The sequence below is a fragment of the Pseudomonas sp. Fl5BN2 genome (genome assembly GCF_009908205.1).
Classification (GTDB): domain Bacteria; phylum Pseudomonadota; class Gammaproteobacteria; order Pseudomonadales; family Pseudomonadaceae; genus Aquipseudomonas.
Window position 1 is genome coordinate 191,567 of the sequence record NZ_JAAARL010000007.1, and the last position, 22,526, is coordinate 214,092.

Genomic DNA, 22,526 nt, shown 5'->3' on the forward strand with positions numbered 1-22,526 from the left:
GTGTGTTCAGGCCTTGAATGCCAGGGATGGAGAAAAGGCCTCCAGTTCGTCTTCCACTGCCTCGATTATTCGTTCGACATCCGCGGCGCTCATCAGCGTGGCACAGGGGATACCGGCGATGGCGAGCATGGTTTCGCCGCTGGCACGGTCGAAGAGCCTGGCGATCATGCTGCCAGGCGCATCCATGTTGGCCTCGAAACCCATGGGATGAAAATGCCAGCGCATCAGCTGGCAGGCGTTTGGAAAGGTGACTTTACTGGCCCAGACTCTGTTCATCGGCGGCCCACCTTGATTCATTGAGCGCTTCCTTGTGCTCGCGGTAGGAACGACCGGATCGTCAATGACCCGATCGGTTGAGGGTTTAAAAATAGCATCGGCAGGTGACCGCTCGCAGTTTTTTTAACCACCGTCCGGCGGTTGGTTGAGGGTTTCTGCTGCAACTCATGCCATCCGCCGGGCTCCGTCGCCTGCCGCCAGCAGCTGCTCATTGAAGCGCTTGCCGAAGTTCGGCAAGCTGGGTTTTTTGTCTGTTCGAGAAGCTTATGTCTGCCCCTGATGACGGGCCGCTGCAAACCCAGGCCACCGGCGACATCGTGATGCGTTATCACTTGTGCTGGAAGCACCGTGACCTGGATGGCGTGATGGCGCTGTACCACCCGCAAGTGCAGTATCACGACTTCTTCCAGAACCGTACCCTGGGCCTCGATGAGCTGCGTGAATACGTGCGCGTGAGCATGCCGCGCGCGCCCGACGAGGCCCTGGAGCACAGCGATCGCATCCGCCTGGATGGCGACACCGCCTTTATCCAGTATCAGGTGACGTTGCGGGGCGGCCAGGGGTTGGTGTCGTTTCGCTCCAGTGAAGCCATTACCGTGCGTGACGGGCTGATCTGGCGGGTCAATGAATACGCGTCCCTGGTGCGCGAGCCGGTGCCGAGCAAAGCCTCGGACAGCCTGCGTCCGGCGGCCAGTCGCCTGGGGCTGTCGCCGCGCCAGCTGAGTTTCATGGCCGAGGACCTGCAGCAGTACTTCCAACGCCAGCAGCCTTATCTCGACCCGGAACTGGACCTGCAACGGGTGGCCCGTGAATGCGGCTACAGCCGCAACCAGATTTCCTACCTGCTCAATCAGGTGCTCGGGCAAAGCTTCTATCGCTACGTCAACCAGGCGCGCCTGCAGCATCTGCTGGCGGCCCTGGACCAGGCCACGCCACCGCTGCGGATCGACGAGCTGGCCTTTGCCGCTGGCTTCAATTCGCTGTCGGCGTTCTATAGCTGCTTTCGCCAGCACACCGGGCAGTCGCCCAAGGCCTATGCCAAGCAAATTTCTTTGCGTGCACGCGCGCAAGACAGCGCCTGAGGGCAGGCACTAGGATCGCCGCATTCGAAGTTCGGGTTGCGGAGTGCTTGCATGCCAGCGTGGCGCAGTATCAGTTTGTGGATGGACCAGCTCGACGAGCCGCTGTTGTCGCGGCCGTCGCTGGCGCAGGACCTGGATCTGGACGTGGCGATCATCGGTGCCGGTTATACCGGGCTGTGGACTGCCTATTACCTCAAGCGCCATGCGCCCCAGCTCAAGGTCGCGATCATCGAGGCGCAGACCGCCGGTTTTGGCGCCTCGGGTCGCAATGGCGGTTGGCTGATGGGCAATCTGCTGGGGGAAGACCGCCTGCTGGCCGGCTTGTCACCGGAGCAGCGCCGGGCCTCCTTCGACCTGTTGCATGGCATTCCCGATGAAGTGGCCAGGGTGCTCCAGCGCGAGGGCATCGACTGCGACTACCGCAAGGGCGGGGTGCTGTACTGCGCCGCCCGCTACCCCGAGCAGGAAACCAGCCTGCGCCAGTACCTGGATTCACTCTACGCCCAGGGCCTGAACCAGGACGACTACCGCTGGCTCAACCCCGAGCAGTTGGCCCAGCAGATCCGCGTGGCCAAACCGTATGGCGGCATCTATGCGCCGCATTGCGCAACCATCCAGCCGGCGAAGCTGGTGCGCGGCCTGGCCCGGGCGGTGGAGCGCCTGGGGGTGAGCATCTACGAGAACAGCCCAGTGACCCACTGGCAGTCCGGCAGCCTGCAGACCGCCCACGCGGCGGTGCGCAGCCACTGGATAGTGCCCGCGGTGGAAGGCTACTCGGTGACCTTGCCGCCCCTGGGCCGTTATCAGTTGCCGGTGCAAAGCCTGCTGGTGGCCACCGAGCCGTTGGCGGAGTCGATCTGGGATGAGATCGGCCTGAGCCAGGGCCAAGCCTTCAGCGAAAGCAGCCGCCAGGTCACCTACGGCCAGCGCTCGATGGACAACCGCCTGGTGTTTGGTGCCCGCGGTGGTTATCAGTTCGCCGGCAAACTGCGCCACAACTTCGACCTGAGCCAGGATGAGGTGGCGCTGCGCCGTTATCTGTTCGGCGAGCTGTTCCCGCAACTGAAGAATGTGCGCATCACTCACTCCTGGGGCGGCAACCTGGGCATGTCCCGGCACTTCAAGCCGCACATGCTCTGCGACCGGCGCAAGGGCATCGCCTTGTCCGGTGGTTATGGCGGAGAAGGGGTGGGTGCCAGCCACCTTGGCGGGCGGACCCTGGCTGAGCTGATCCTCGAACGGGACAGCCCGCTGGTGCGCCAGCCCTGGGTGTTGCCCGAGAGCGGCCTTGACGCCCTGCGGGCCTGGGAGCCGGAGCCGTGTCGCTGGCTGGGTTACAACGCGATCATTCGCAGCTTTGTCCATGAAGACCAGACCCTGGCCAACCCGGCCTCGGCCCCCTGGCGGCGGCGCTTGGCCAGCCGGCTCGCCGGGTTCATGGAAGGTTTCATGCACTGAACCAGGTTTCTTGCACCGAACGATGTCCGTTCGGGTTTTCCCGCCAAAGGTACAACCATGAGCATTACGCAATTCAAGAACACCGCCACGGTCACCCTGGATGAATCGGCACCGGTGGCCGTGCCCCTGGGTACTCCGATCGCAGTGACTTCGGTGACGGCTGTCGAGCGCAACGACGGGGTCGAGACCGGCATCTGGGAATGCACCCCGGGCCGCTGGCGGCGGCAGATCGTCGCCCAGGAGTTCTGTCACTTCATCCAGGGTCGCTGCACCTTCACCCCCGACCACGGCGAGCCCCTGAACATAGAAGCCGGCGATGCACTGATGTTGCCGGCCAACAGCACCGGAATCTGGGATATCCAGGAAACCGTGCGCAAGACCTACGTATTGATTTTCTGATCCTTTGATTGCCTGCCAATAACAAAACCAGCCACAGGTATCGACTCATGATCCGCAAGACTTGCGCTTTGCTGTTGTTCAGCCCCTTGTTCCTGGCCGCGTCCCTGGCCCAGGCCGCCGATACGGTGAAGATCTACAACTGGTCGGACTACATCGCCCCGGACACCATCAAGGCGTTCCAGAAGGAAACCGGGACAGGTTCCACCTACGACGTCTATGACAGCAACGAGACTCTGGATGGCAAGCTGATGACCGGCAAATCCGGTTATGACGTGGTGTTTCCGTCCAACCACTTCATGGCCCGGCAGATCCAGGGCGGGGCGCTGAAAAAGCTCGACAAGAGCCAGTTGCCCAACTGGAAGAACCTCAATCCGGTGCTGCTCAAGGCGCTGGAGGTCAACGACCCGGGCAACCAGCACGGTTTCCCTTACCTGTGGGGCAGCACCGGGATCGGCTACAACGTGGCCAAGATCAAGGAAGTGCTGGGGGACGATGCACCGCTGGATTCCTGGGACCTGATCTTCAAGCCCGAGTACATGCAGAAATTGCAGAAGTGCGGGGTGGCGATCCTCGACAACGGCCCCGAGCTGATACCCACGGCCTTGAACTACCTGGGGTTGCCGCACCACAGCAAGAGCCCTGCGGACTACAAGAAGGCCGAGGCACTGTTGATGAAGGTTCGGCCGTATGTCAGCTACTTCCACTCGTCGAAGTACACCAGCGACCTGGCCAACGGCAATATCTGCGTAGCGGTGGGCTTCTCCGGGGACATCCTGCAAGCGGAAAGCCGGGCCAAGGAAGCCAAGAACGGCGTGGAGATCGGCTATTCGATTCCCAAGGAAGGTTCGCCGATCTGGTTCGACATGGTGGCCATGCCGGTGGACGCACCGGATGAAAAAGCCGGTTATGCCTTCATGAACTACCTGCTGCGCCCCGAGGTGATGGCCGGCATCAGCAACTACGTGCACTACGCCAACGGCAACCAGCAGGCTGACAGCCTGATCGAGCCGGCGCTCAAGGACGATACCAAGGTCTACCCGACACCGGCGATGATGGACAAGCTGTTTGCCCTGGAAGCCATGCCCCTGGACATCGACCGCATCCGTACCCGCTTGTGGAACAAGGTGCGCAGCGGCAGTTGACAGCCAGGTCGCACCCAGGCGCACTGCGGGCAGGCCTCGAAACAGGTCTGCCCGCAGTTTTTCGCGGGGCACTGGAGAGGGGGCGATGCTGTGGCGAATGCCTGGCGGGTCTCGATTTCAGCCGCGGCACTGCTCGGCCAACTGCAATGCCAGCCCAGCCAGGACATCCTGCCGCAAACAACACCGTCGATTGAGTGCGCAGGTTTCAGGCTGGAGTTGGGTAATAACGTGACAGCGCTTGAACACGCGGGTGTTTCCTCCGCCGGTTGCTGGCCAACCCTGGCTGCCAACATGAGCCCGATCAGGGCTGCACGAAGTTCGTGCGCCCGGCGTGGTTGAGCGCTTCATACCAGGGCGCATTTTAGCCTCGGCCCCGAGCAACCCCGCTGTTTTGGACATGGCACGCTTCTTTCATACATAAGATTGCTAAACACCAAGCCTGGCATCGCGCCATTAAGTCTTGCTGACATCACGCGCCTTGCGCGCCAGGTAACGAAGCCTGATCCACCAGAACCCTGGTGGATCGGGCTTTTTTTTGGAGTGGGGAAAATGCCGCGCACCCTTGAAGTCGGTTTGTTGCTGTCCACCGACTGCACCTACAAGTCCTTTGGCCGCAATGCGCTGGCGGGCGCGCTGCATGCCATCGCCGAGATCAATGCAAGTCCCGGCTATGATTTTTCGTTGCGCGCGACCCACGTCAACCCGCGAGGACAGCTGCATCGCTATGGCGAAGGCGCGGTGCAGATGATGCAGGCGGGGATTCGCCATCTGTTCGGTGCACCGACCTCGGCCAGCCGCAAGGAAATCATCCCGGACCTGGAGCAGAACAGTGGGCTGCTCTGGTATGCCTGCCCGTACGAAGGTTTCGAGAGCAGCGAGAATGTGCTGTACCTCGGGCCATGTCCGAACCAGACCCTGATCCCGCTGCTGCGCTACGCCCTGAGGGCCTTTGGCTGTCGCGCCATGCTGGTGGGTTCGAATTACATCTGGGGCTGGGAAAGCAACCGCCTGGCCCGCGAGGTACTGGCTGCCGCGGGCGGTGAAGTGCTGGGGGAGCGCTACTTTCACTTCGGCACCTGCGTGTTCGGCGAGCTGATCCAGAACCTGCTGGCCCAGCATCCGTCGTTCGTCATGAACAATCTGGTGGGTGAATCCTCCTACGCCTTTCTGCGCCAGCTGGATGCCGCCTGCCAGCAGGCCGGGCTGCGGCTGCCGGTGCTCAGTTGCAACCTGACCGAAGCCGAGCTGGCGGCAGTCGGCCCGGTGGACAGCCTGCGCTTGCTCTCCTGCGGGACCTTTTTTGAAGCGGTCAACCCTACGTTCACCCAGCAGCAGCGCCGCCTGCATGGCCTGCACCCGTATTCGCACTTCTACACCGGCGCCTACCTGTCCATGCACCTGCTGGCCCAGGCATTTGCGCACTGTGGCGACGACGCTCCCCAAGCCATCTGCCAGACCCTTTACCAGCAGCCGCAGCCCAGCGTGCTTGGCCCGCTGGAGGTGTGCGAGCGCAATAACCACTGCAGCCTGCCGTGCCATATCGCCGAACTGCAGCAGGGGCGCTTTGTGCTGCTGCACAGCGAGGCCCGGGCGCTGCCTGCCGACCCTTACCTGACCGCCACCGACCTGAGTGAATTCCACGGCCTGGGCGTCGTGGCGCCAACGCAGCACCTGAGGATCATCAAATGAGCCAGTTCAATCGCCGGAATCCGGGCGCCGGGCCGTTGCTGCTGATTGACTGTGAGCCGCGGGTCCTGGCCAGCCTGGAGAAGAGCCTGCAACGGCTGGGCATTGCCTGCCTGGCGGTGCAGCAAGACGCCCGCGATGAACTGCCGGGCAGCTTGGCCGCGATTGTCGACCTGGAAAACTGCAGCAGCTTCACCCTGTTGCAGCGCCTGAACCGCGAGGGCGTACCGATCGTTGCGCTGACGCCCCACGAGACCCTGTCGCAGATCCAGCGTGCCATCGGCCTCGGTGCCACGGCCTTGCTGAACAAACCCATCACCCAAGGTTCGGTGTACACCACGCTGATGATGGCGATTGCCTTGCGCCAGCGCCTGGACACTGATGCCCGGAGCATCGAGGGCCTGCAGCAGCGCCTGGCGCTGCGACCCTTGCTGGCGACGGTGCTGGCGCGCTTGATGGTCGAGCGCGGTATTGATGAGCAGGAGGCGTATGAGCATTTGCGCGGCCTGTCGATGCAGCTCAACCGTAGCCTCGACGAGCTGTGTGTCGAACTGGCCGCCGCGCCCCGGCAAGAGCGGGGAGTGCGACCATGAGTCTGTTGCGTGCGCTGATCCGCCGGCCGAGTGTGGCGCTGTCGCTGTTCTACATCCTTCTGGTGATGACCCTGGCGCTGTTGGCGCCGTGGCTAACGCCCTACGATCCGGCGGAGCAATTTGTCGAAGGCTTGTCGCTGGAAGGTGCGCCACTGGGGCCGCACACCCCGTACTGGCTGGGCACCGACCTGTTGGGGCGCGATCTGCTGTCGCGGCTGATCTACGGTGCCCGGACGTCATTGTTCATCGGCCTGCTGGCCAATGGCATGGCCGTGCTGATCGGCACCCTGGTCGGCTTGACTGCCGGGTTCATGCGCGGCTGGCTGGGCAGTGTGCTGATGCGCTTTACCGACTTGATGATGGCATTCCCGGCGCTGCTGCTGGCCATTGCCTTGTCGGCGATCTTCCAGCCCAGCGTGTGGATCGTGGCCTTGGTGATCGCCATGGTGAACTGGGTGCAGATCGCCCGGGTGATCTATGCCGAAACCGTGGCCCTGGAGGCCCGGGATTTTGTCGCCGTGGAGCGCACCCTGGGCGCCGGCTCGTTGCGCATCCTGTTCTCGCACCTGTTGCCCCACCTGCTGCCGACCATCCTGGTCTGGGCCACGTTGGGTATTTCCACCACGGTGCTGCTGGAGGCCACGCTGTCCTACCTTGGGGTCGGGGTGCAACCACCCACGCCAAGCTGGGGCAACATCATTTTCGAGAGCCAGACCTATTTCACCTCGGCGCCGTGGCTGGTGTTCTTTCCCGGTATCGCCATCATCCTGCTCTCGCTGGCCTTCAACCTGGTGGGCGATGCCTTGCGCGACGAGCTTGATCCCACCTTGCAAGGGAGAAGCTGAATGTTCGCCTTTATCAGTCGTCGCATCGGTTATTCGCTACTGATCCTGCTGGGGGTGACCTTCATCACCTACCTGTTGCTGTTCATGCTGCCGGCCGATCCGGCCCGGCAGATCGCCGGGCGCAGTGCCACACCAGAGGTGGTCGCCGGGATTCGTGCGCAACTGGGGCTGGACCTGCCGTTCTATCAGCAGTACGCCAGCTACCTGGGCAATTTGCTGCAGGGTGACCTCGGGCGCTCGTACATCCAGCGCAGCGCGGTCACCGAGCTGATCGGTTCACGTTTGCGTCCTTCGCTGGAGCTGATGGCCGCCGGCATTGGTTTCGAGTTGCTGATCGGGATCACCCTGGGGGTGATTGCCGCATTGCGCCGTGACAGTTGGGCGGACAAGGCGCTGATGGCGCTGTCGTTCATTGGCGTCTCGGCCCCGCAGTTCATTGCCGCCATGCTGTTTCTGTACTTCTTCGCAGTGCAACTGGGCTGGTTTCCACTGGGCGGCTACGGCGGGCTCGAGCACTTGCTGCTGCCGGCGCTGACCCTGGGCCTGCTGGGCAGTGGCTGGTACTCGCGGATGGTGCGCTCCTCGATGATCGAGGTGTTGCACCAGGACTTCATTCGCACCGCCCGGGCCAAGGGGCTGAGCCGGGCCAGGGTGGTCCTGCGCCACGTGTTGCCCAACGCGATCATCCCGGTGATCCCGATGATCGGCATCGATATCGGCGTGTTCATGGGCGGCCTGGTGGTGGTCGAGTCGGTGTTCGGCTGGCCGGGCATCGGCCAGTTGACCTGGCAGGCGATCCAGCAGGTGGACATCCCGGTGATCGTCGGCGTGACCACGGTCTCGGCGGTGGCCATTGTCCTGGGCAACCTGCTGGCCGATCTGGTGATTCCCTGGGTCGACCCACGTATCGACGTAAAAAAATCCTAATCCAAGGTCAACCGACCCTAGCAAGAGGCTGGAGCATGAAGCGCACCGCACTATTATCTGCAGGCCTTGTGGCCTCGCTGTTTGCTGGCAACCTGTTGGCGGATGCCATCGATCCCCACGCCAAATCCGGCGGCACAGTGGTGGTGACCTACCAGAACGACGTTGCCACCCTGGACCCGGCCATTGGCTACGACTGGCAGAACTGGTCGATGATCAAAAGCCTGTTCGACACCTTGATGGACTACAAACCCGGCACCACCGAGCTGGAAAAGGACCTGGCCGAGGACTACAGCATCTCCGCCGACGGCAAGGTCTATACCTTCATCCTGAAAAAAGGCGTGAAGTTCCAGAACGGGCGTGAGCTCAAGGCCAGCGACGTCAAGTACTCGCTGGAGCGCACCGTCAATCCGAAAACCCAGAGCCCAGGTGCCGGCTTCTTCAGCGCCATTGTCGGTTATGAGGCGATGATCGCCGGCAAGGCCGAGCACCTGAGCGGTATCGAGGTGGTGGACGACTACCAGGTGCAGATCACCTTGAGCCAGCCCAACGCCACCTTCCTGCACGTGATGGCGATCAACTTTGCCTCGATCGTGCCCCGAGAGGCCGTCGAGCAATGGGGCGCCGACTTTGGCAAGCACCCGGTAGGCAGCGGTGCCTTCAGCCTGGCTGAATGGAAACTGGGCCAGCAGTTGGTGTTCAAGAAAAACCCGGACTACTTCAAGGCCGGCTTGCCGCATGTCGACAGCATCACCTTCGAGGTCGGCCAGGACCCGATGGTCGCCTTGCTGCGCCTGGAGAAGGGCGAGGTGGACATTGCCGGCGACGGCGTGCCACCGGCCAAGTTCCTGCAGTTCAAGAACGACCCGGCGTTCAAGCCTTTGGTGGTCACCGGCAACCAGTTGCAGACCGGCTACGTGACGCTGAAAACCACCTTGGCGCCATTCGACAACCTCAAGGTGCGCCAGGCAGTGAACATGGCCATCAGCAAGGATCGCATCGTGCGCATCATCAACGGCCGTGCGACCCCGGCCAACCAGCCGCTACCGCCGTCGATGCCGGGTTACGACGGTGACTACAAAGGCTATGCCTATGACGTCGAGGCCGCGAAAAAACTCCTGGCCGAGGCCGGCCTGGCCAAGGGTTTCGACACCGAGTTGTACGTGATGAACACCGATCCGCAGCCGCGCATTGCCCAAGCCATCCAGCAGGACCTGGCCAAGGTCAACATCCGGGTGAAGATCAAGTCACTGGCCCAGGCCAACGTGATCGCCGCCGGCAGTGCCCGGGACCAGGCGCCGATGGTCTGGTCCGGGGGCATGGCGTGGATTGCCGATTTCCCTGATCCATCGAACTTTTACGGGCCGATCCTCGGTTGCAGCGGCGCGGTGGAGGGTGGCTGGAACTGGGCCTTGTACTGCAACCAGGCACTGGACGCTGAAGCCGCGCGTGCCGACAGCATGGCCAGGCCCGAGCAGCAGGCCGAACGCACCGCACTGTGGAAGAAGATCTTTACCGAGGTCATGGCCGATGCACCCTGGGTGCCGATCTTCAACGAACAGCGCTTCACCGTGCGCTCCGCGCGCATGGGCGGTGATGACAGCCTGTATGTGGACCCGGTGCATATCCCGGTCAACTACGACCATATCTGGGTCAAGTAAGCCTTGCCTGTTGCCGCGCCTGCGGGCGCGGACTTTCATCTGCCGGAGATCGCACTCATGTGCCAGAACTGCCTGGTCAAGACCATTCACAGCGTCCACAGCCACTTTGGCTGGGATAACAGCCTGACGCCTGCGGCCCACGTGGCGCCCGGCGCGACCCTGGAATTCAAGTGCCTGGATTCGGCCAACGGGTTTTTCACCCCGCGTTCCACCGTGGCCGATGTACTCAAGGTGCCGTTCGAGCAGATCAACCCGGTGACCGGGCCGATCTACATCGAAGGGGCCGAGCCCGGTGATGTGGTCAAGGTCACCCTCGACAGCTTCAAGCCCAGCGGCTTTGGCTGGACCGCCAACATCCCGGGTTTTGGCCTGCTGGCCGATCAGTTCAAGGCGCCGGCGCTAGCGCTCTGGCACTACGACAAGGACACCCTGGCTCCTGCGGCGTTCAGCGATTTTGCCAAGGTCCCGCTCAAGCCGTTTGCCGGCACCATTGGCCTGGCGCCGGCCATGGCCGGCCGGCACTCGGTGGTGCCGCCACGGCGGGTCGGCGGCAACCTGGACATTCGCGACCTGGCGGCGGGCACCACCTTGTACCTGCCGGTGGAAGTTGCTGGCGGCTTGCTGTCGATTGGCGACACCCATGCCGCCCAGGGCGATGGCGAAGTCGGCGGCACAGCCATCGAAAGTGCCATGGACGTGGTGGTCAAGCTCGACCTGATCAAGGCGATGCCCTTGGCGACGCCGCGCTTCAGCACCCCGGGCCCGGTCACCCGGCATCTGGACAGTGCCGGTTACGAAGCCTTCACCGGCATTGGCCCAGACCTGATGCAGGCTGCTCGCCAGGCGCTGAGCCAAACCATCGACTGGCTGTGCCGCGAACACCAGATGCCGGCCGAACAGGCGTACATGCTGTGTTCGGTGTGCGGCGACCTGCGCATCAGTGAAATCGTCGACGCGCCCAACTGGGTGGTGTCGTTCTATTTCCCCAACGTGGTGTTTGCCTGATGAGCGCCAGCCAGGATGCTACGCCACCGCTGCTGTCGGTCCAGCAACTGTGCATCGACATCGGACTGGGTACGGTGGCCCGGCGGGTGGTGCAACAGCTCAGTTTCGACCTGCACGCCGGGCAGACCCTGTGCATTGCCGGCGAGTCGGGCAGCGGCAAGTCGCTGACCTCGCTGGCGATCATGGGCCTGTTGCCCAAGGCGGCGCGGGTCAGCGCGGGGCGCATCGATCTGGCCGGGCGCAATCTGCTGACGCTGGACGAGCCGGCCTTGCAGGGACTGCGGGGCAAGCAGGTCGGGATGATCTTTCAGGAGCCGATGACCTCCCTCAACCCCTTGATGACCGTGGGCCAGCAACTGCAGGAAACCCTGCGTCGCCACGAGCCGCTGCCCCGTCGGGCGTTGCGCCAGCGGGTGCGCGAGATGCTCGAGTCGGTGCGCATGCCTCAGGTGGACAAGCGCCTGGAGCAGTATCCCCATGAGCTGTCCGGCGGCATGCGCCAGCGGGTGATGATTGCCATGGCCATGTTGTGCCGCCCGCAGGTGCTGATTGCCGACGAGCCGACCACGGCGCTGGATGTGACCATCCAGGCGCAGATCCTGGAGTTGATGCGCGAACTGCAACAACAGTACGGCACCAGCCTGCTGCTGATCACCCATGACATGGGCGTCGTGGCGGAAATGGCTGACCGTGTGGTGGTGATGAATCACGGGCGCACTGAAGAGCAGGCGCCCGTGCGGCAACTGTTCACCCGGCCGCAAGCCGAATACACCCGGCGCCTTTTGGCGGCAGTGCCAGTCCTGGGCACCGTGGCCGAACCGCAGGACCTCAGTGGCGAACCGCCGGTGTTGCAGGTGCGCGACCTGTGCGTACGTTTTCCGTTGCAGGCTGGCTGGTTCGAAGAGCGCAAACAGGTACACGCCGTGGAGCAACTGAACTTCGAACTGCGCCGGGGCGAAACCCTGGGGCTGGTCGGGGAAAGCGGTTGCGGCAAGTCCACCACCGGCAAGGCACTGATGAACATGCTCGCCTATCAGGGCAGCGTGAAGTTGCTGGGCAAGGAACTCAACGGTTTGCAGGGGGCGGAGCTGCAGGCGGTGCGCCGGGATATCCAGATGGTGTTCCAGGATCCGTATGCCGCGCTCAATCCGCGCAAGAGTATCTTCGACCTGGTGGGCGAGCCCTTGCTGATCCACGATCGCCTGCCACTGCCGGAGCGGCAGGCGCGGGTGGCGCAATTGCTTGAGCAGGTGGGCATGCCGGCGGATGCCATGCAACGCTATCCGCACCAGTTTTCCGGTGGCCAGCGTCAGCGGATCTGCATCGCCCGGGCCTTGTCGCTCAACCCCAAGGTGATCATCGCCGACGAGTCGGTGTCGGCGCTGGACGTCTCGGTGCAGGCGCAAGTGCTGGAGCTGCTGGAGCGTTTGCGCCAGGAACATCAGCTCAGTTACCTGTTTATTTCCCATGACATGGCGGTGGTCGAGCGCATCTGTCATCGGGTGGCGGTGATGTACGGCGGGCAGATCGTTGAAATCGGCCCCCGCGATCAGGTGCTGCACAACCCGCAGCATGCCTACACCCAGCGCTTGTTGAGCGCCGTGCCATTGCCGGATGTCGACAGGCGCCGCGACTTCAAGAGCCTGCTGCAGGAATACCAGCAGCCCAGTCCGATCAAGCCCCAGGGTTTCGAAATGCCGGTGCAGGCCTTTGCGCAACGGGGCCGGGAGCATTGGGTGGCGGTGTAGCCGGGGAGCTTTGCGAGTCAGCTGGCCCCAGCACGGCCTGCGCTACAGCGGGTTGGCGATGACGCTGCCTGGCAGAACCACCGCCCTCGGATGGCGGTGGTGTTCAGGCTCACATGAACTGCGCGTTCTCCGGCAGCATGGCACCGCCATCGACCACCAGGGTCTGGCCGGTGATGTAGCCGGCCTGTGGCGAGGCGAGGAACAGCATGGCGTGGGCGATATCCTCCGGGGTGCCCAGGCGCTTGAGCGGGATGTTGCGGGCCAGGGCCGGGGAGTCGCCCAGGCTGGCCAGGGCCTGGGTGGCGATCAGCCCGGGCTCGACGCCATTGACGGTGATGCCGTACTCGGCCAGCTCCAGCGCGGCCGAGCGGATAAAACCGTTGACTCCGGCTTTCGACGCGGCGTAGTGGGACAGTCCGGGAATCGCCGTGCGTGGCCCGGTCACCGAAGACGTGATGACAATGCGCGGATGTTCGGCCTGGCGCAGGGCGGCGAGGGCGGCCTGGGTCAGCCAGAAACAGCTCTTGAGGTTCACCGCCAGGGTGCCTTCCAGGGTCTCATCGCTCAGGTCGATGAGGTTTTGCATGGGAAACATCCCGGCGTTGTGGATCAGCAGGTCCAGGCCACCGAAGGTTTCAAGGGTTGCGGCCACCGCCTGGTTGGCTGCAGCCCGGGTGCTCAGGTCGACGGTGAACAGTTCGGCGCTGCCGCCGGCTTCGCGGATCAGGCGCACGGTTTCGGCACCGGAAGCCTGGGTGCGCGTGGCAACCATGACCTTGGCCCCGTGGGCGGCGAAGACTTGCGCCAGGGCGCGACCGATGCCCTGGCCGGAGCCGGTGACCAGCGCGACGCGGCCGGTTGAATCGTGGGTCATGACGGCTCTCCTTGAGTGACCGTGCTCAGGCACTGGTCCAGTAGGTGGTTATGCAGGTCAACGTCCTGGCGGGTGGCCGCCGGACACATCAGGGCCATGTTGTGGAACGGCGTCAGCAGCACGCCACGGTTGAGAAGGTACAGATGCAGGTACGCTTCGATCAAGCCGTGCCGGGCGTGATGGGCTTCGCCGCCGTTGCGCGGGGCGTGATCCATGAACAGGTATTCGACCCGGGCGCCGATGCGCGTGACATGCCAGGGCAGCCGATGCTTTTCAATCAGCGCCTGCACTCCGACGCGCAGGTACTCCGCCAGCTCGATCATGTGGGCATAGTTGGCCTCGGTCATCACCTCGCTGAAAGTGGCCCGCATGGCAGCCATCTGCAGGGCGTTGCCGGCCAGAGTGCCGCCGAAGCCGAAATGGTTGATGGCCTGCCCCGGCTGGAAATGCGGCAGCACCTGCCAGATGCGCTCGGCCATGGCTTGGCTGGCACCCCAGACGGCGGTGGGGATACCACCGGCAATGGACTTGCCGAGGACGAAGAAGTCCGGCTGCAATTGGTGTTCGCCGCAATAACCGCCTGGGCCGCAGGACAGGGTGTGGGTTTCATCGATGATCAGCGGCACGTCAAAGCGCCGGGTCAATGCTCGCAGGCCGTCATGAAAACCCGGGGCCGGCGGCACCATGCCAACGTTGGTCATGAAGGGTTCGGTCAGCACCGCGGCCACGTCGTCATGGGCCAGGGCCGCTTCCAGGGCCGCCAGGTCGTTGAACTCCACCAGCCGGGTGGTGGCCTCGTGCTGCAGGCCGTTGGCGTACACGCCGTCGCGGGCAATCATCTGGCCCTGGGGGTCGAACTCGACCTGGGACTCATCGACACTGCCGTGGTAGTTGCAGTTGAACACCAGGACCTTTTGCCGTCCGGTGATCATCCGGCACAGGCGCAGGACGAAGCGGTTGGCATCGGTGGCCGAGGTGGTGACCTGCCAGTAGGGCAGGCCGAAGCGCCGGCTCAGTTCCCTGCCGACCCACAGGCTGTCGGCGGTGGGCAGCATCAACGTCGAGCCGTGCAGCGCCTGCTCGGCAATGGCCGCCGCCACCGCGGGCTGGGCGTGGCCGAACATGGCGCCGGTGTCGCCCAGGGCAAAGTCCACATACTCATGGCCGTCGCAGTCCGTCAGGGTTGCGCCCCGGGCGTCGGCCACCATGATCGGGTACGTCCCGGGCCATTGCTGCATCCAGTGCAGTGGCGCGCCGTACAGCCAATGCTTGAGATTCTCCTGGTAGAAGGCACCGGAGCGCGGATGGTGCTCGGTGAACAGTTGCAGTTCGGATTGATAGCAGTTGGCGACGCGGTGCAGATCGAGGCCCAGAGTCATGGAAGTGTCCTGTGCAAATGCTTGAGGCTGCCGCGGGCGCCGGCCTGGGGCAGAGGGAGAAGTCAGGAGTAGAGGGTGCGGTTCAGCACCTGGGCCAGGGAGCCCACCGGGAAGTTGGCAACGCTGCTGAAGTCAGCACTCTGGTAGCCGAAGATCTTGCCGTCACTGCGCCCGGCCTTGAGATCGATAAGGACCAGGCCCAGGGTCGGGACAATCTTCTCGCGCCAGACAAACAGGTAGCACTGATCGGCGATCTTGTAGTAGTGGCAGCGATCAGTGTCCGCCAGGCCCTGCTCGACGCCCTTGAGGCACTGCCAGCTGTAGAAGTTGGCATTCAGGTAGACGTGCTCGTACGCCTCGCTGGCGCTGTAGACATACTGGTTGCGCAGGCCGATCAGCTCATCGGTGGGGGCATGTCGCGGGGTGTTCGAGGTGTGCGGTGTGTCGATGCTGCCGTGCAGGAATTGCGCTTTCACCGAAGTCAGTTCACCGCCGGCCAGCGCTCGGCTGAACAGGTCGACAGCGCATTCGGCCTGGCTCGGCATCTGGCCGATGACGGCGGTGAAGCACTGCTGTTCAAGGTCAAGGACCAGGCTCACGGAATGCGTCCGGCCTTCTTCCTGCTTGAGGAAATCCACCAGGTAGAGGCCGGGACGCACGCTGGTGGCGCGATAGGCCAGCTCGGCGCTGGCAGGCTCGCCGACGGCGTTCCAGCAAAGGGTCTTGGCGGCGAAGCGGTGTTCGATCTGCCAGCCGTTATCGAAGTGCAGGGTCAAGGTACGACCGGCCAAGTCATCCACTGCCGCAAGGATGTGGTTGTCATTGGCAAAACCGTGCGCCAGGGCGCCGACGGTGATCCATTCTGGTTGCTGGTTCATGGCAAGGCTCTTGTCTACCGAAGGAGAGCCTCATGTTCAGCCCGTGAGCCGGGGTTGCCCATCAACCGAATGGTTGAGTACCTGGCGGCAGGTAAGCCCTGGCTGCTGATAAAAAATTGGCCATTTATAGAAACAATGCACTGACCAGCTCGGTGCGGTTGCCGACCCCGACTTTGCGAAACAGGTTGATCAGGTGCGTTTTTACCGTTGGCAAGCCCAGGTCCAGATGCCTGGCTATGGTCTTGTTGTCCGCGCCGTCGCGCAGCAGCCAGGCGATCTCGCGTTCCCTGGGGGTCAGGCCGGCCAGGCGCTCATCGACTCGGGAATAGGGGGCCAGTGCGGCGATTTCCAGCAGGCCCTGCAAGGCGTGCAAGGTGCCCAGTTCTTCGACGCTGAAGTGTCCCAGCCGACTGTCCCGCAGCAATGACAGGCCGGCGATGGGGCGCTGCTGGTCACAGGCGAGGATCTCCACCACATCCAGTATTCCGTGGCGCTCCAGGAAGCCCTGGTAGACCGAGGTTTCATGGCGTCCCTGTTGGGCCATGCCCATGTGCAGCGACAGCACCGGGCGTCCGGCGGCGGCGCAGTGGCGCGGTTGCAGCGGGTCGTAGTGTCGATAGCGTTGCAGGTAGGCCTGGTGCATCTGCTCAGGCATGCGGTACAGCGAGAAGTCCTGGGCCTGCAGGTGCGGGTCGATGCGGTAGAAGGCACAGAACGTGGCGGGCACCACCCGGGTAAAGGCGGCAATGCAGCGTTGTCCCAGTTCATGAGCCCCGGGCAAAGAGGCGGGCGCGATCATGGGATGGCTCCTTGACTGCCGATGGGCAGTGGCGCGGATGAATGAGGCCGTCGAGTGGCGCTACTGGACGTTGTTGTCCCGGGCTGGGATACGCCGAGTGAAAACCAGCGTGGGGGTGTCTGGCAAGTGTCTGTGGCAAGAGTAAAGGCTGCGCTCGCTATCCGCTCGAACGCAGCCTGTGGCGATGATTACCTACGGGCCTTGCTCAGGCCCTCGGCCAGCGCATTGACGATGACATCCACCTGGGCCTGCTGGATCACCAGCGGCGGCGAGAGAATGATCTTGGTGCCCACAGGGCGCACCATGACCCCGTTATCCCGGGCGATCTGCGCCACCTGGTTGGCGTAGCCGCTCATCGGGTCGATGGGCTCGCGGGTGGTCTTGTCCGCCACCAGGTCCAGGGCCAGCATCAGGCCCTGGCCCCGCACCTCGCCGACGGTTTCAAAACGTTCGACGAAGGGCTGCAGCTTGCCCAGCATGTAGTCGCCCATTTTCGCGGCGTTGGCCGGCAGATCTTCCTTGACCACGATATCCAGGCAGGCCAGGGCCGCAGCGCAGGCCACCGGGTGCCCGGAGTAGGTGTAGCCGTGCATGATGGCGCCGGTAAAGTTGGCGTTCTTTTCGAAGGCTTCCTCAATCCGTCGGTTGACCACGGTGGCGCCCAGAGGGATGTAGCCCGAGGTGATGCCCTTGGCCAGGCACATGATGTCGGGTTTGACGCCCCACAGGCGGCTGCCGAACATCGAGCCGCTTCGGCCGAAACCGGTGACCACTTCGTCGGCGATCAGCAACACACCGTACTTGTCGCAGACTTCGCGGATCAGCGGCCAGTAGTTGGCTGGAGGCACGATGACCCCACCGGCGCCCTGGATCGGCTCGGCGATGAACGCGGCGACGGTGTCTGGGCTCTGGAACTGGATTTCCCGCTCCAGCAGGTCGGCGCAGATCTTGCCCAGCTCCTCGGGGTCCTGGCTGTAGGGGTTGCGATACAGCCAGGGGGTATCGATGTGGTAGCAGCCGGGCAGCAATGGTTCGTAGTTGCGGCGGAATACTGTATTGCCGTTGACCGAGGCGCCGCCGAAGTGGGTGCCGTGGTAGCCCTGGCGCAGGGAAATGAACTTGGTGCGGTCAGCCTGGCCTTCGAGCTTCCAGTACTGGCGGGCCAGCTTCAGTGCGCTCTCGATCGCGTCCGAGCCGCCGGAGCTGAAAGCCACCCGGCGCATGTCCTCGGGCTCCAGCAAATTCATCACCACCCGCGACAGCTCTTCGGCGCGAGGGTGGCTGACCCCGTCAAACAGCTGGAAATACTCCAGCTCATCGAGCTGCGCAGTGATCGCGGCCTTCACTTCCTTGCGGTTGTGGCCGACGTTGACGTTCCACAGGCCGGCAACGCCATCCACCAGCTGATGGCCCTTGTCGTCATATACATAGCAGCCATCGCCACGGACGATGCGAATCGGCTCGCGTTGCTTCATTTCGTTGGGGTGCAGCATGGGGTGCCAGAAACGGCTTGCTTCGCTCACGTTGAGTCTCCTGAAAACGCACGGACAGCGTGGAGCTATTAGTGCGTCATTTATAGCCGCCTGGCTTGCCTCTGTGTGCCAGGGCACTTGATCCAGGCTGCCAGCCCCTTGTAGTCGGGCTGTTAGCGCGGGCTCATGCACCCCCTCGTCGGCCCGACCCGGCAATGCAGCCCCGGCAGGAACGGGCTTGCCAGCGAAGGTGCTGGTGTGATTGGCAGCCAGGGCCAAGTTTTGCGGCAGCCAGGGTCAAGACGGCATTCGGCTTTGAGCTCAGAGTCTCTCTCGAACAAGGTCTACCTGCGAGGATTCAAGATGAGCGTTGCCATCGACCCACGTGTCGCTGCATTCATAGACAGTCAGCATGGCCTGCTGATTGACGGTCACAGCCAGCCGGCGCTCTCCGGGGCGCGGATGGCGGTGTACAACCCCGCCAGCGGCGAGCAATTGACCCAGGTCGCGGCCGCTGCCCAGGCCGATATCGATCTGGCGGTGGGTGCTGCACGCCGGGCCTTCGAGGGCAGCTGGAAAGCACAGCGGCCTGCGGATCGTGAGCGCCTGCTGTTGAAGCTGGCGGACCTGCTGGAGGCCAATGGCGAGGAGCTGGCCCAGCTGGAAACCCTCAACAACGGCCAGTCGATCCACCTGGCCCGGGCCCTGGAAGTTGGTGCGGCAGCGGAATTCACTCGCTACATGGCCGGCTGGGCCACGAAGATCGAAGGCAAGAGCCTGGACGTATCCATCGCGGCGGTGCCGGGGGCGCAGTACCGGGCCTACACGGTGCCGGAGCCGGTGGGGGTGGTGGGCGCGATCGTGCCGTGGAATTTCCCGCTGTTGATGGCCATCTGGAAAATCGTCCCGGCGCTGGCCTGTGGTTGCACCGTGGTGCTCAAGCCCGCGGACGAGACGCCACTGACGGCCCTGCGCCTGGGTCAGTTGTGCCTGGAGGCAGGCATTGCTCCCGGGGTGGTCAACGTGGTCACCGGCAGCGGTGCCGAGGCCGGTGCCGCACTGGCCGCCCATCCGGGCATCGACAAGCTGGCGTTCACCGGTTCGACCCAGGTCGGCAAGCTGATCGGCCATGCCGCAGTGAACAACATGACCCGTTTCTCCCTGGAGCTGGGAGGCAAGTCGCCAGTGATTGTCCTCGGCGACTGCGATCCGCAAACCGCCGCCGCCGGGGCTGCTGGCGCGATCTTCTTCAACCAGGGACAGGTCTGCACCGCAGGTTCACGGTTGTACATCCAGCGTGGGGTCTATGCCGAAGTGCTGGAACGATTGGTGGGCATCGCCGAATCCCTGAGCATTGGTCCGGGGCTGGACGAGCAGGCACAGATCAACCCGCTGATCTCCGCCAAGCAGCAGAAGCGCGTGCTGCAGATGATCGCACGCGGGGTCGAGGAGGGCGCCAAGGTGCTCTGTGGCGGTGTCGCATATGGCAATCAGGGGTTCTATGTGCGCCCCACTGTGGTGGCTGACGTGCATGCCGACCTGCAGTTGGTGCGGGAGGAAGTCTTCGGCCCGGTGGTGGTCGCCACGCCGTTCGATACCCTGGAGGAAGTGGTGGCCCTGGCCAATGATAACCAGTACGGGCTGGGGGCAAGCATCTGGTCCAACGATTTGGGCCGGGTCATGCAATTGATCCCGCAAATCAAGGCTGGCACGGTCTGGGTCAACACCCACAACATGCTGGATCCATCGATGCCTTTCGGTGGCTACAAGCAATCCGGGATCGGGCGCGAGATGGGCCACGCGGCCATCGAGGCCTACACCGAGAACAAGTCGGTGTGCATTGCCTATTGATGCGTCCCACGGTTTGCAGTGTTGATGAGTAGGAGCCGGCTTGCCGGTGAACAGGCACCTGAGTCGGGAGCGACCCTTGAGGGCGCTTTCCCTGGCAAGCGGAACGCCGTCCGGCCGCTCCTACGGGTTTGCTGGTCAGTGGCTCTTGCAAGAGCTGGTTCATTCGATTTGGAGCTGCAGCGGACAGCCAAGCATTGCGCCCGTTATCAGGCGTGCCCTTGAAATGCCTAGAACAATAATTACCCACCCATGCTTTCGAGGTTTACCACCATGTCGCTCAACGACAGACTCAACCGGCACCTGGATCAGGGCGTAGTCGGTTTTCCCACGGCGCTGGCCAGTGCCGTCGGCCTGATCATGGCCAGCCCGGTGATCCTCACGGCCACCACCGGATTTGGCATCGGTGGCGGTGCCTTTGCCGCGGCGATGGTGATCGCCCTGGTAATGATGCTGGCGCAGTCCACCACGTTCGCCGAGGCCGCCTGCCTGTTGCCCACCAACGGCTCGGTCTACGACTACCTGGCTTGCGGGCTGGGACGTTTCTTCGCCATCACCGGGACCTTGTCCGCCTACCTGATCGTGCACGTGTTTGCCGGTACTGCGGAAACCATTCTCAGCGGCGTCATGGCCCTGGTGAACTTTGAATCCCTCAACACCCTGCTGGAGCAAAGTGGCAGCGCCTGGTTGGTGGGGGTCGGGCTGGTGCTGTTCTTCGGCCTGTTGAACGCCGTGGGGATCACCGCCTTCAGTCGTGCCGAGGTGATCCTGACCTTCGGCATGTGGAGCACGCTGATCATCTTCGGAGTACTTGGGGTGATCAAGGCGCCGGCGGTGGAGCTCGATGGCTGGTTCGGTGCCTCCATGGTAGGCACCGATTGGTCGACCATCCTGTCCCTGGTGGGCATGGCCATGTTCATGTTTGTCGGCTGCGAGTTCGTCACCCCCCTGACCCCGGATGTGCGCAAGGCCGCCAAGACCATTCCCCGGGCCATGGCACTGGGGCTGGTGGGCGTAGCGGTGTGCATGTTCATCTACGGTGCGGCGATGAAGCGGCAAGTGGCGAACATTGCTCTGAGCGAGGATGGCAGCGTGCACTTGCTGGATACGCCGATGGCCATTCCGCATTTCGCCGAGCAGGTCATGGGCCCGTTCGGCCGTATATGGCTGGGTATCGGCCTGCTGTTCGCCGGTGCCGCGACCATCAATACGCTGATGGCCGGATTGCCGCGGATTCTCTACGGCATGGCCCTGGATGGCGCATTGCCCAAGGTCTTCACCTACCTGCATCCACGGTTCAAGACGCCGTTGTTGTGCATTGCCGTGGCCGTGCTGATTCCCTGCCTGCATGCCTGGTGGCTGGGGGGCAGTACCGACAGCATCATGCACCTGGTGCTGGCGGCGGTCTGTGCCTGGAGCACCGCCTACCTGCTGGTCACCCTGTCGGTGGTGATGCTGCGGATTCGCCGCCCCGATCTGCCCCGGGCCTACAAGTCGCCCTGGTTCCCGCTACCGCAGATCCTGTCTTCGGTAGGCATTCTCCTGGGCATGTGGTTCATCACCCCGCCGGGGATGAATCCGCGGGATATCTACGTGCCCTTCGGCAGCATGCTCGGGCTGACAGCCATCTATGCCCTGGCCTGGACCCTGCTGGTGCAGAAGGTCAATCCGTTTCGCCCGGTACCGGTGGAGGAGGTGCTGCAGCAGGCGCTGAACCTTATGCCGGATGAAGCCCCTAGCCCTCGGGAGAACGTGCCTGATGAATCTTTCAAGCTGGCGACAAAGCCTCTTTGAACTGTGGCACCGGGCCCCTTCCGGCTACCGTCCGGGGTGGACCCTGGGGCAAGTACGTCGCGATCTGCAGGGGCTCGACTTCAGCCCCCACAGCACCGTCATGGGGACTTTCCGCTGCCCGCAGAGCGGCCTGGAATTTACTCTGGTGGAGCGTCCCCAGGCGCAGTTCCTGATGCACATCGTGGTGTGTGAATGGTGTTTGCGGGTCCCCAGCGACAGGCCCGGCCAGGCCCGGATTGTCCTGCGTCACACCGGTGCCATTCGCCGTCAGGGTGTTGCGGCAAGGCTGGTGGCTGGGGAGCCGGCAGAGTGGCAACCGCTGTTGCATAGCTTGTGCAATGACCCGCGCCTACTCGGCGAGTTGCTGCCATTGGACTTCAAGCGCCTCGAATTGCGGCGCGACGAGCAGGGTTGGCAGGTGCGACTGGAACACTTCGGCGCCAGTGAGGTGGTCAACCGCCTGCCGGGGTTCAGGCGCTATATCCGCTTGAGCGTTGAACAGCGGGCGGCACTGCTGGGCAGCTTCACCCAGTTGTACGCGCTTCTACGAGAATTCTGACCGACATAACCGTAAGTGCTGGCATACACCCTGCTTAAGCCGTAACAGACTATCCATGCTGTCAGGCACCTTGCCTGGCAAATGGATAACATGTTAATGATATC

At 63.4% G+C, this 22,526-nt stretch carries 20 protein-coding genes; 14 read left to right on the forward strand and 6 right to left on the reverse strand.

Annotated features, from left to right (window positions below; translation table 11 throughout):
- Window positions 1-6: 6 nt before the first annotated feature.
- On the reverse strand, window positions 7-276 hold the full coding sequence (locus tag GV819_RS12290) for a DUF1652 domain-containing protein (protein WP_161756352.1): 270 nt from the start codon (window positions 274-276) through the stop codon (window positions 7-9).
- A gap of 266 nt (window positions 277-542) precedes the next feature.
- Between GV819_RS12290 and GV819_RS12295 the strand changes: the two genes are divergently transcribed.
- The 11 genes from GV819_RS12295 (at window position 543) to GV819_RS12345 (ending at window position 12,819) form a co-directional block, all read left to right on the forward strand.
- A complete protein-coding gene (locus GV819_RS12295; RefSeq protein ID WP_161756353.1) occupies window positions 543-1,358 on the forward strand; it encodes a helix-turn-helix domain-containing protein in 816 nt (271 codons plus the stop codon).
- 51 nt (window positions 1,359-1,409) lie between these two features.
- Window positions 1,410-2,816, forward strand: coding sequence for an NAD(P)/FAD-dependent oxidoreductase (locus GV819_RS12300; RefSeq protein ID WP_161756354.1), 1,407 nt, complete (start codon window positions 1,410-1,412; stop codon window positions 2,814-2,816).
- Between the two features lie 57 nt (window positions 2,817-2,873).
- Window positions 2,874-3,215 carry a cupin domain-containing protein gene (locus tag GV819_RS12305; RefSeq protein ID WP_161756355.1) on the forward strand — a complete coding sequence of 114 codons (342 nt, stop codon included), beginning with the start codon at window positions 2,874-2,876 and terminating at the stop codon, window positions 3,213-3,215.
- Window positions 3,216-3,262: 47 nt separating this feature from the next.
- Window positions 3,263-4,357, forward strand: a complete 1,095-nt coding sequence (locus GV819_RS12310) for a polyamine ABC transporter substrate-binding protein (RefSeq protein WP_161756356.1) — start codon at window positions 3,263-3,265, stop codon at window positions 4,355-4,357.
- A 549-nt stretch (window positions 4,358-4,906) separates the two neighbouring features.
- Window positions 4,907-6,046 carry a transporter substrate-binding protein gene (locus GV819_RS12315; protein WP_161756357.1) on the forward strand — a complete coding sequence of 380 codons (1,140 nt, stop codon included), beginning with the start codon at window positions 4,907-4,909 and terminating at the stop codon, window positions 6,044-6,046.
- Window positions 6,043-6,636 carry an ANTAR domain-containing response regulator gene (locus GV819_RS12320; protein ID WP_161756358.1) on the forward strand — a complete coding sequence of 198 codons (594 nt, stop codon included), beginning with the start codon at window positions 6,043-6,045 and terminating at the stop codon, window positions 6,634-6,636. Before GV819_RS12315 ends, GV819_RS12320 begins: the two co-directional genes overlap by 4 nt.
- Entirely contained in the window at window positions 6,633-7,481 is an 849-nt protein-coding gene (locus tag GV819_RS12325) for an ABC transporter permease (protein ID WP_161756359.1), read from the forward strand. Before GV819_RS12320 ends, GV819_RS12325 begins: the two co-directional genes overlap by 4 nt.
- Window positions 7,482-8,408 (forward strand): ABC transporter permease, encoded by a 927-nt coding sequence (locus tag GV819_RS12330; RefSeq protein WP_161756360.1) that lies wholly within the window; start codon window positions 7,482-7,484, stop codon window positions 8,406-8,408.
- Window positions 8,409-8,443: 35 nt separating this feature from the next.
- Window positions 8,444-10,066: an ABC transporter substrate-binding protein gene (locus GV819_RS12335; RefSeq protein WP_161756361.1), complete on the forward strand. Its 1,623-nt coding sequence runs from the start codon at window positions 8,444-8,446 to the stop codon at window positions 10,064-10,066.
- A 57-nt stretch (window positions 10,067-10,123) separates the two neighbouring features.
- Window positions 10,124-11,071 carry an acetamidase/formamidase family protein gene (locus GV819_RS12340; protein WP_161756362.1) on the forward strand — a complete coding sequence of 316 codons (948 nt, stop codon included), beginning with the start codon at window positions 10,124-10,126 and terminating at the stop codon, window positions 11,069-11,071.
- Window positions 11,071-12,819, forward strand: coding sequence for an ABC transporter ATP-binding protein (locus GV819_RS12345; protein WP_161756363.1), 1,749 nt, complete (start codon window positions 11,071-11,073; stop codon window positions 12,817-12,819). Before GV819_RS12340 ends, GV819_RS12345 begins: the two co-directional genes overlap by 1 nt.
- 109 nt (window positions 12,820-12,928) lie before the next feature.
- On the opposite strand, the gene GV819_RS12350 is transcribed toward GV819_RS12345, so the two are convergent.
- The 5 genes from GV819_RS12350 to GV819_RS12370 form a co-directional block, all read right to left on the reverse strand.
- Entirely contained in the window at window positions 12,929-13,693 is a 765-nt protein-coding gene (locus GV819_RS12350) for an SDR family oxidoreductase (RefSeq protein ID WP_161756364.1), read from the reverse strand.
- Window positions 13,690-15,072, reverse strand: a complete 1,383-nt coding sequence (locus tag GV819_RS12355) for an aspartate aminotransferase family protein (protein WP_161756365.1) — start codon at window positions 15,070-15,072, stop codon at window positions 13,690-13,692. The genes GV819_RS12350 and GV819_RS12355 overlap by 4 nt, the downstream gene beginning before the upstream one ends.
- A 62-nt stretch (window positions 15,073-15,134) precedes the next feature.
- Window positions 15,135-15,950: a molybdenum cofactor biosynthesis F family protein gene (locus tag GV819_RS12360; RefSeq protein ID WP_161756366.1), complete on the reverse strand. Its 816-nt coding sequence runs from the start codon at window positions 15,948-15,950 to the stop codon at window positions 15,135-15,137.
- Between the two features lie 124 nt (window positions 15,951-16,074).
- Window positions 16,075-16,749, reverse strand: a complete 675-nt coding sequence (locus tag GV819_RS12365; RefSeq protein ID WP_161756367.1) for a helix-turn-helix transcriptional regulator — start codon at window positions 16,747-16,749, stop codon at window positions 16,075-16,077.
- Window positions 16,750-16,937: 188 nt separating this feature from the next.
- Window positions 16,938-18,272, reverse strand: coding sequence for an aspartate aminotransferase family protein (locus tag GV819_RS12370; RefSeq protein ID WP_161756368.1), 1,335 nt, complete (start codon window positions 18,270-18,272; stop codon window positions 16,938-16,940).
- 312 nt (window positions 18,273-18,584) lie between these two features.
- Between GV819_RS12370 and GV819_RS12375 the strand changes: the two genes are divergently transcribed.
- The 3 genes from GV819_RS12375 (at window position 18,585) to GV819_RS12385 (ending at window position 22,422) form a co-directional block, all read left to right on the forward strand.
- Entirely contained in the window at window positions 18,585-20,072 is a 1,488-nt protein-coding gene (locus tag GV819_RS12375) for an aldehyde dehydrogenase family protein (protein ID WP_161756369.1), read from the forward strand.
- 270 nt (window positions 20,073-20,342) lie between these two features.
- Window positions 20,343-21,863 carry an APC family permease gene (locus tag GV819_RS12380; RefSeq protein ID WP_161756370.1) on the forward strand — a complete coding sequence of 507 codons (1,521 nt, stop codon included), beginning with the start codon at window positions 20,343-20,345 and terminating at the stop codon, window positions 21,861-21,863.
- Window positions 21,829-22,422 (forward strand): DUF3156 family protein, encoded by a 594-nt coding sequence (locus GV819_RS12385; protein ID WP_161756371.1) that lies wholly within the window; start codon window positions 21,829-21,831, stop codon window positions 22,420-22,422. Before GV819_RS12380 ends, GV819_RS12385 begins: the two co-directional genes overlap by 35 nt.
- Window positions 22,423-22,526: the final 104 nt, after the last annotated feature.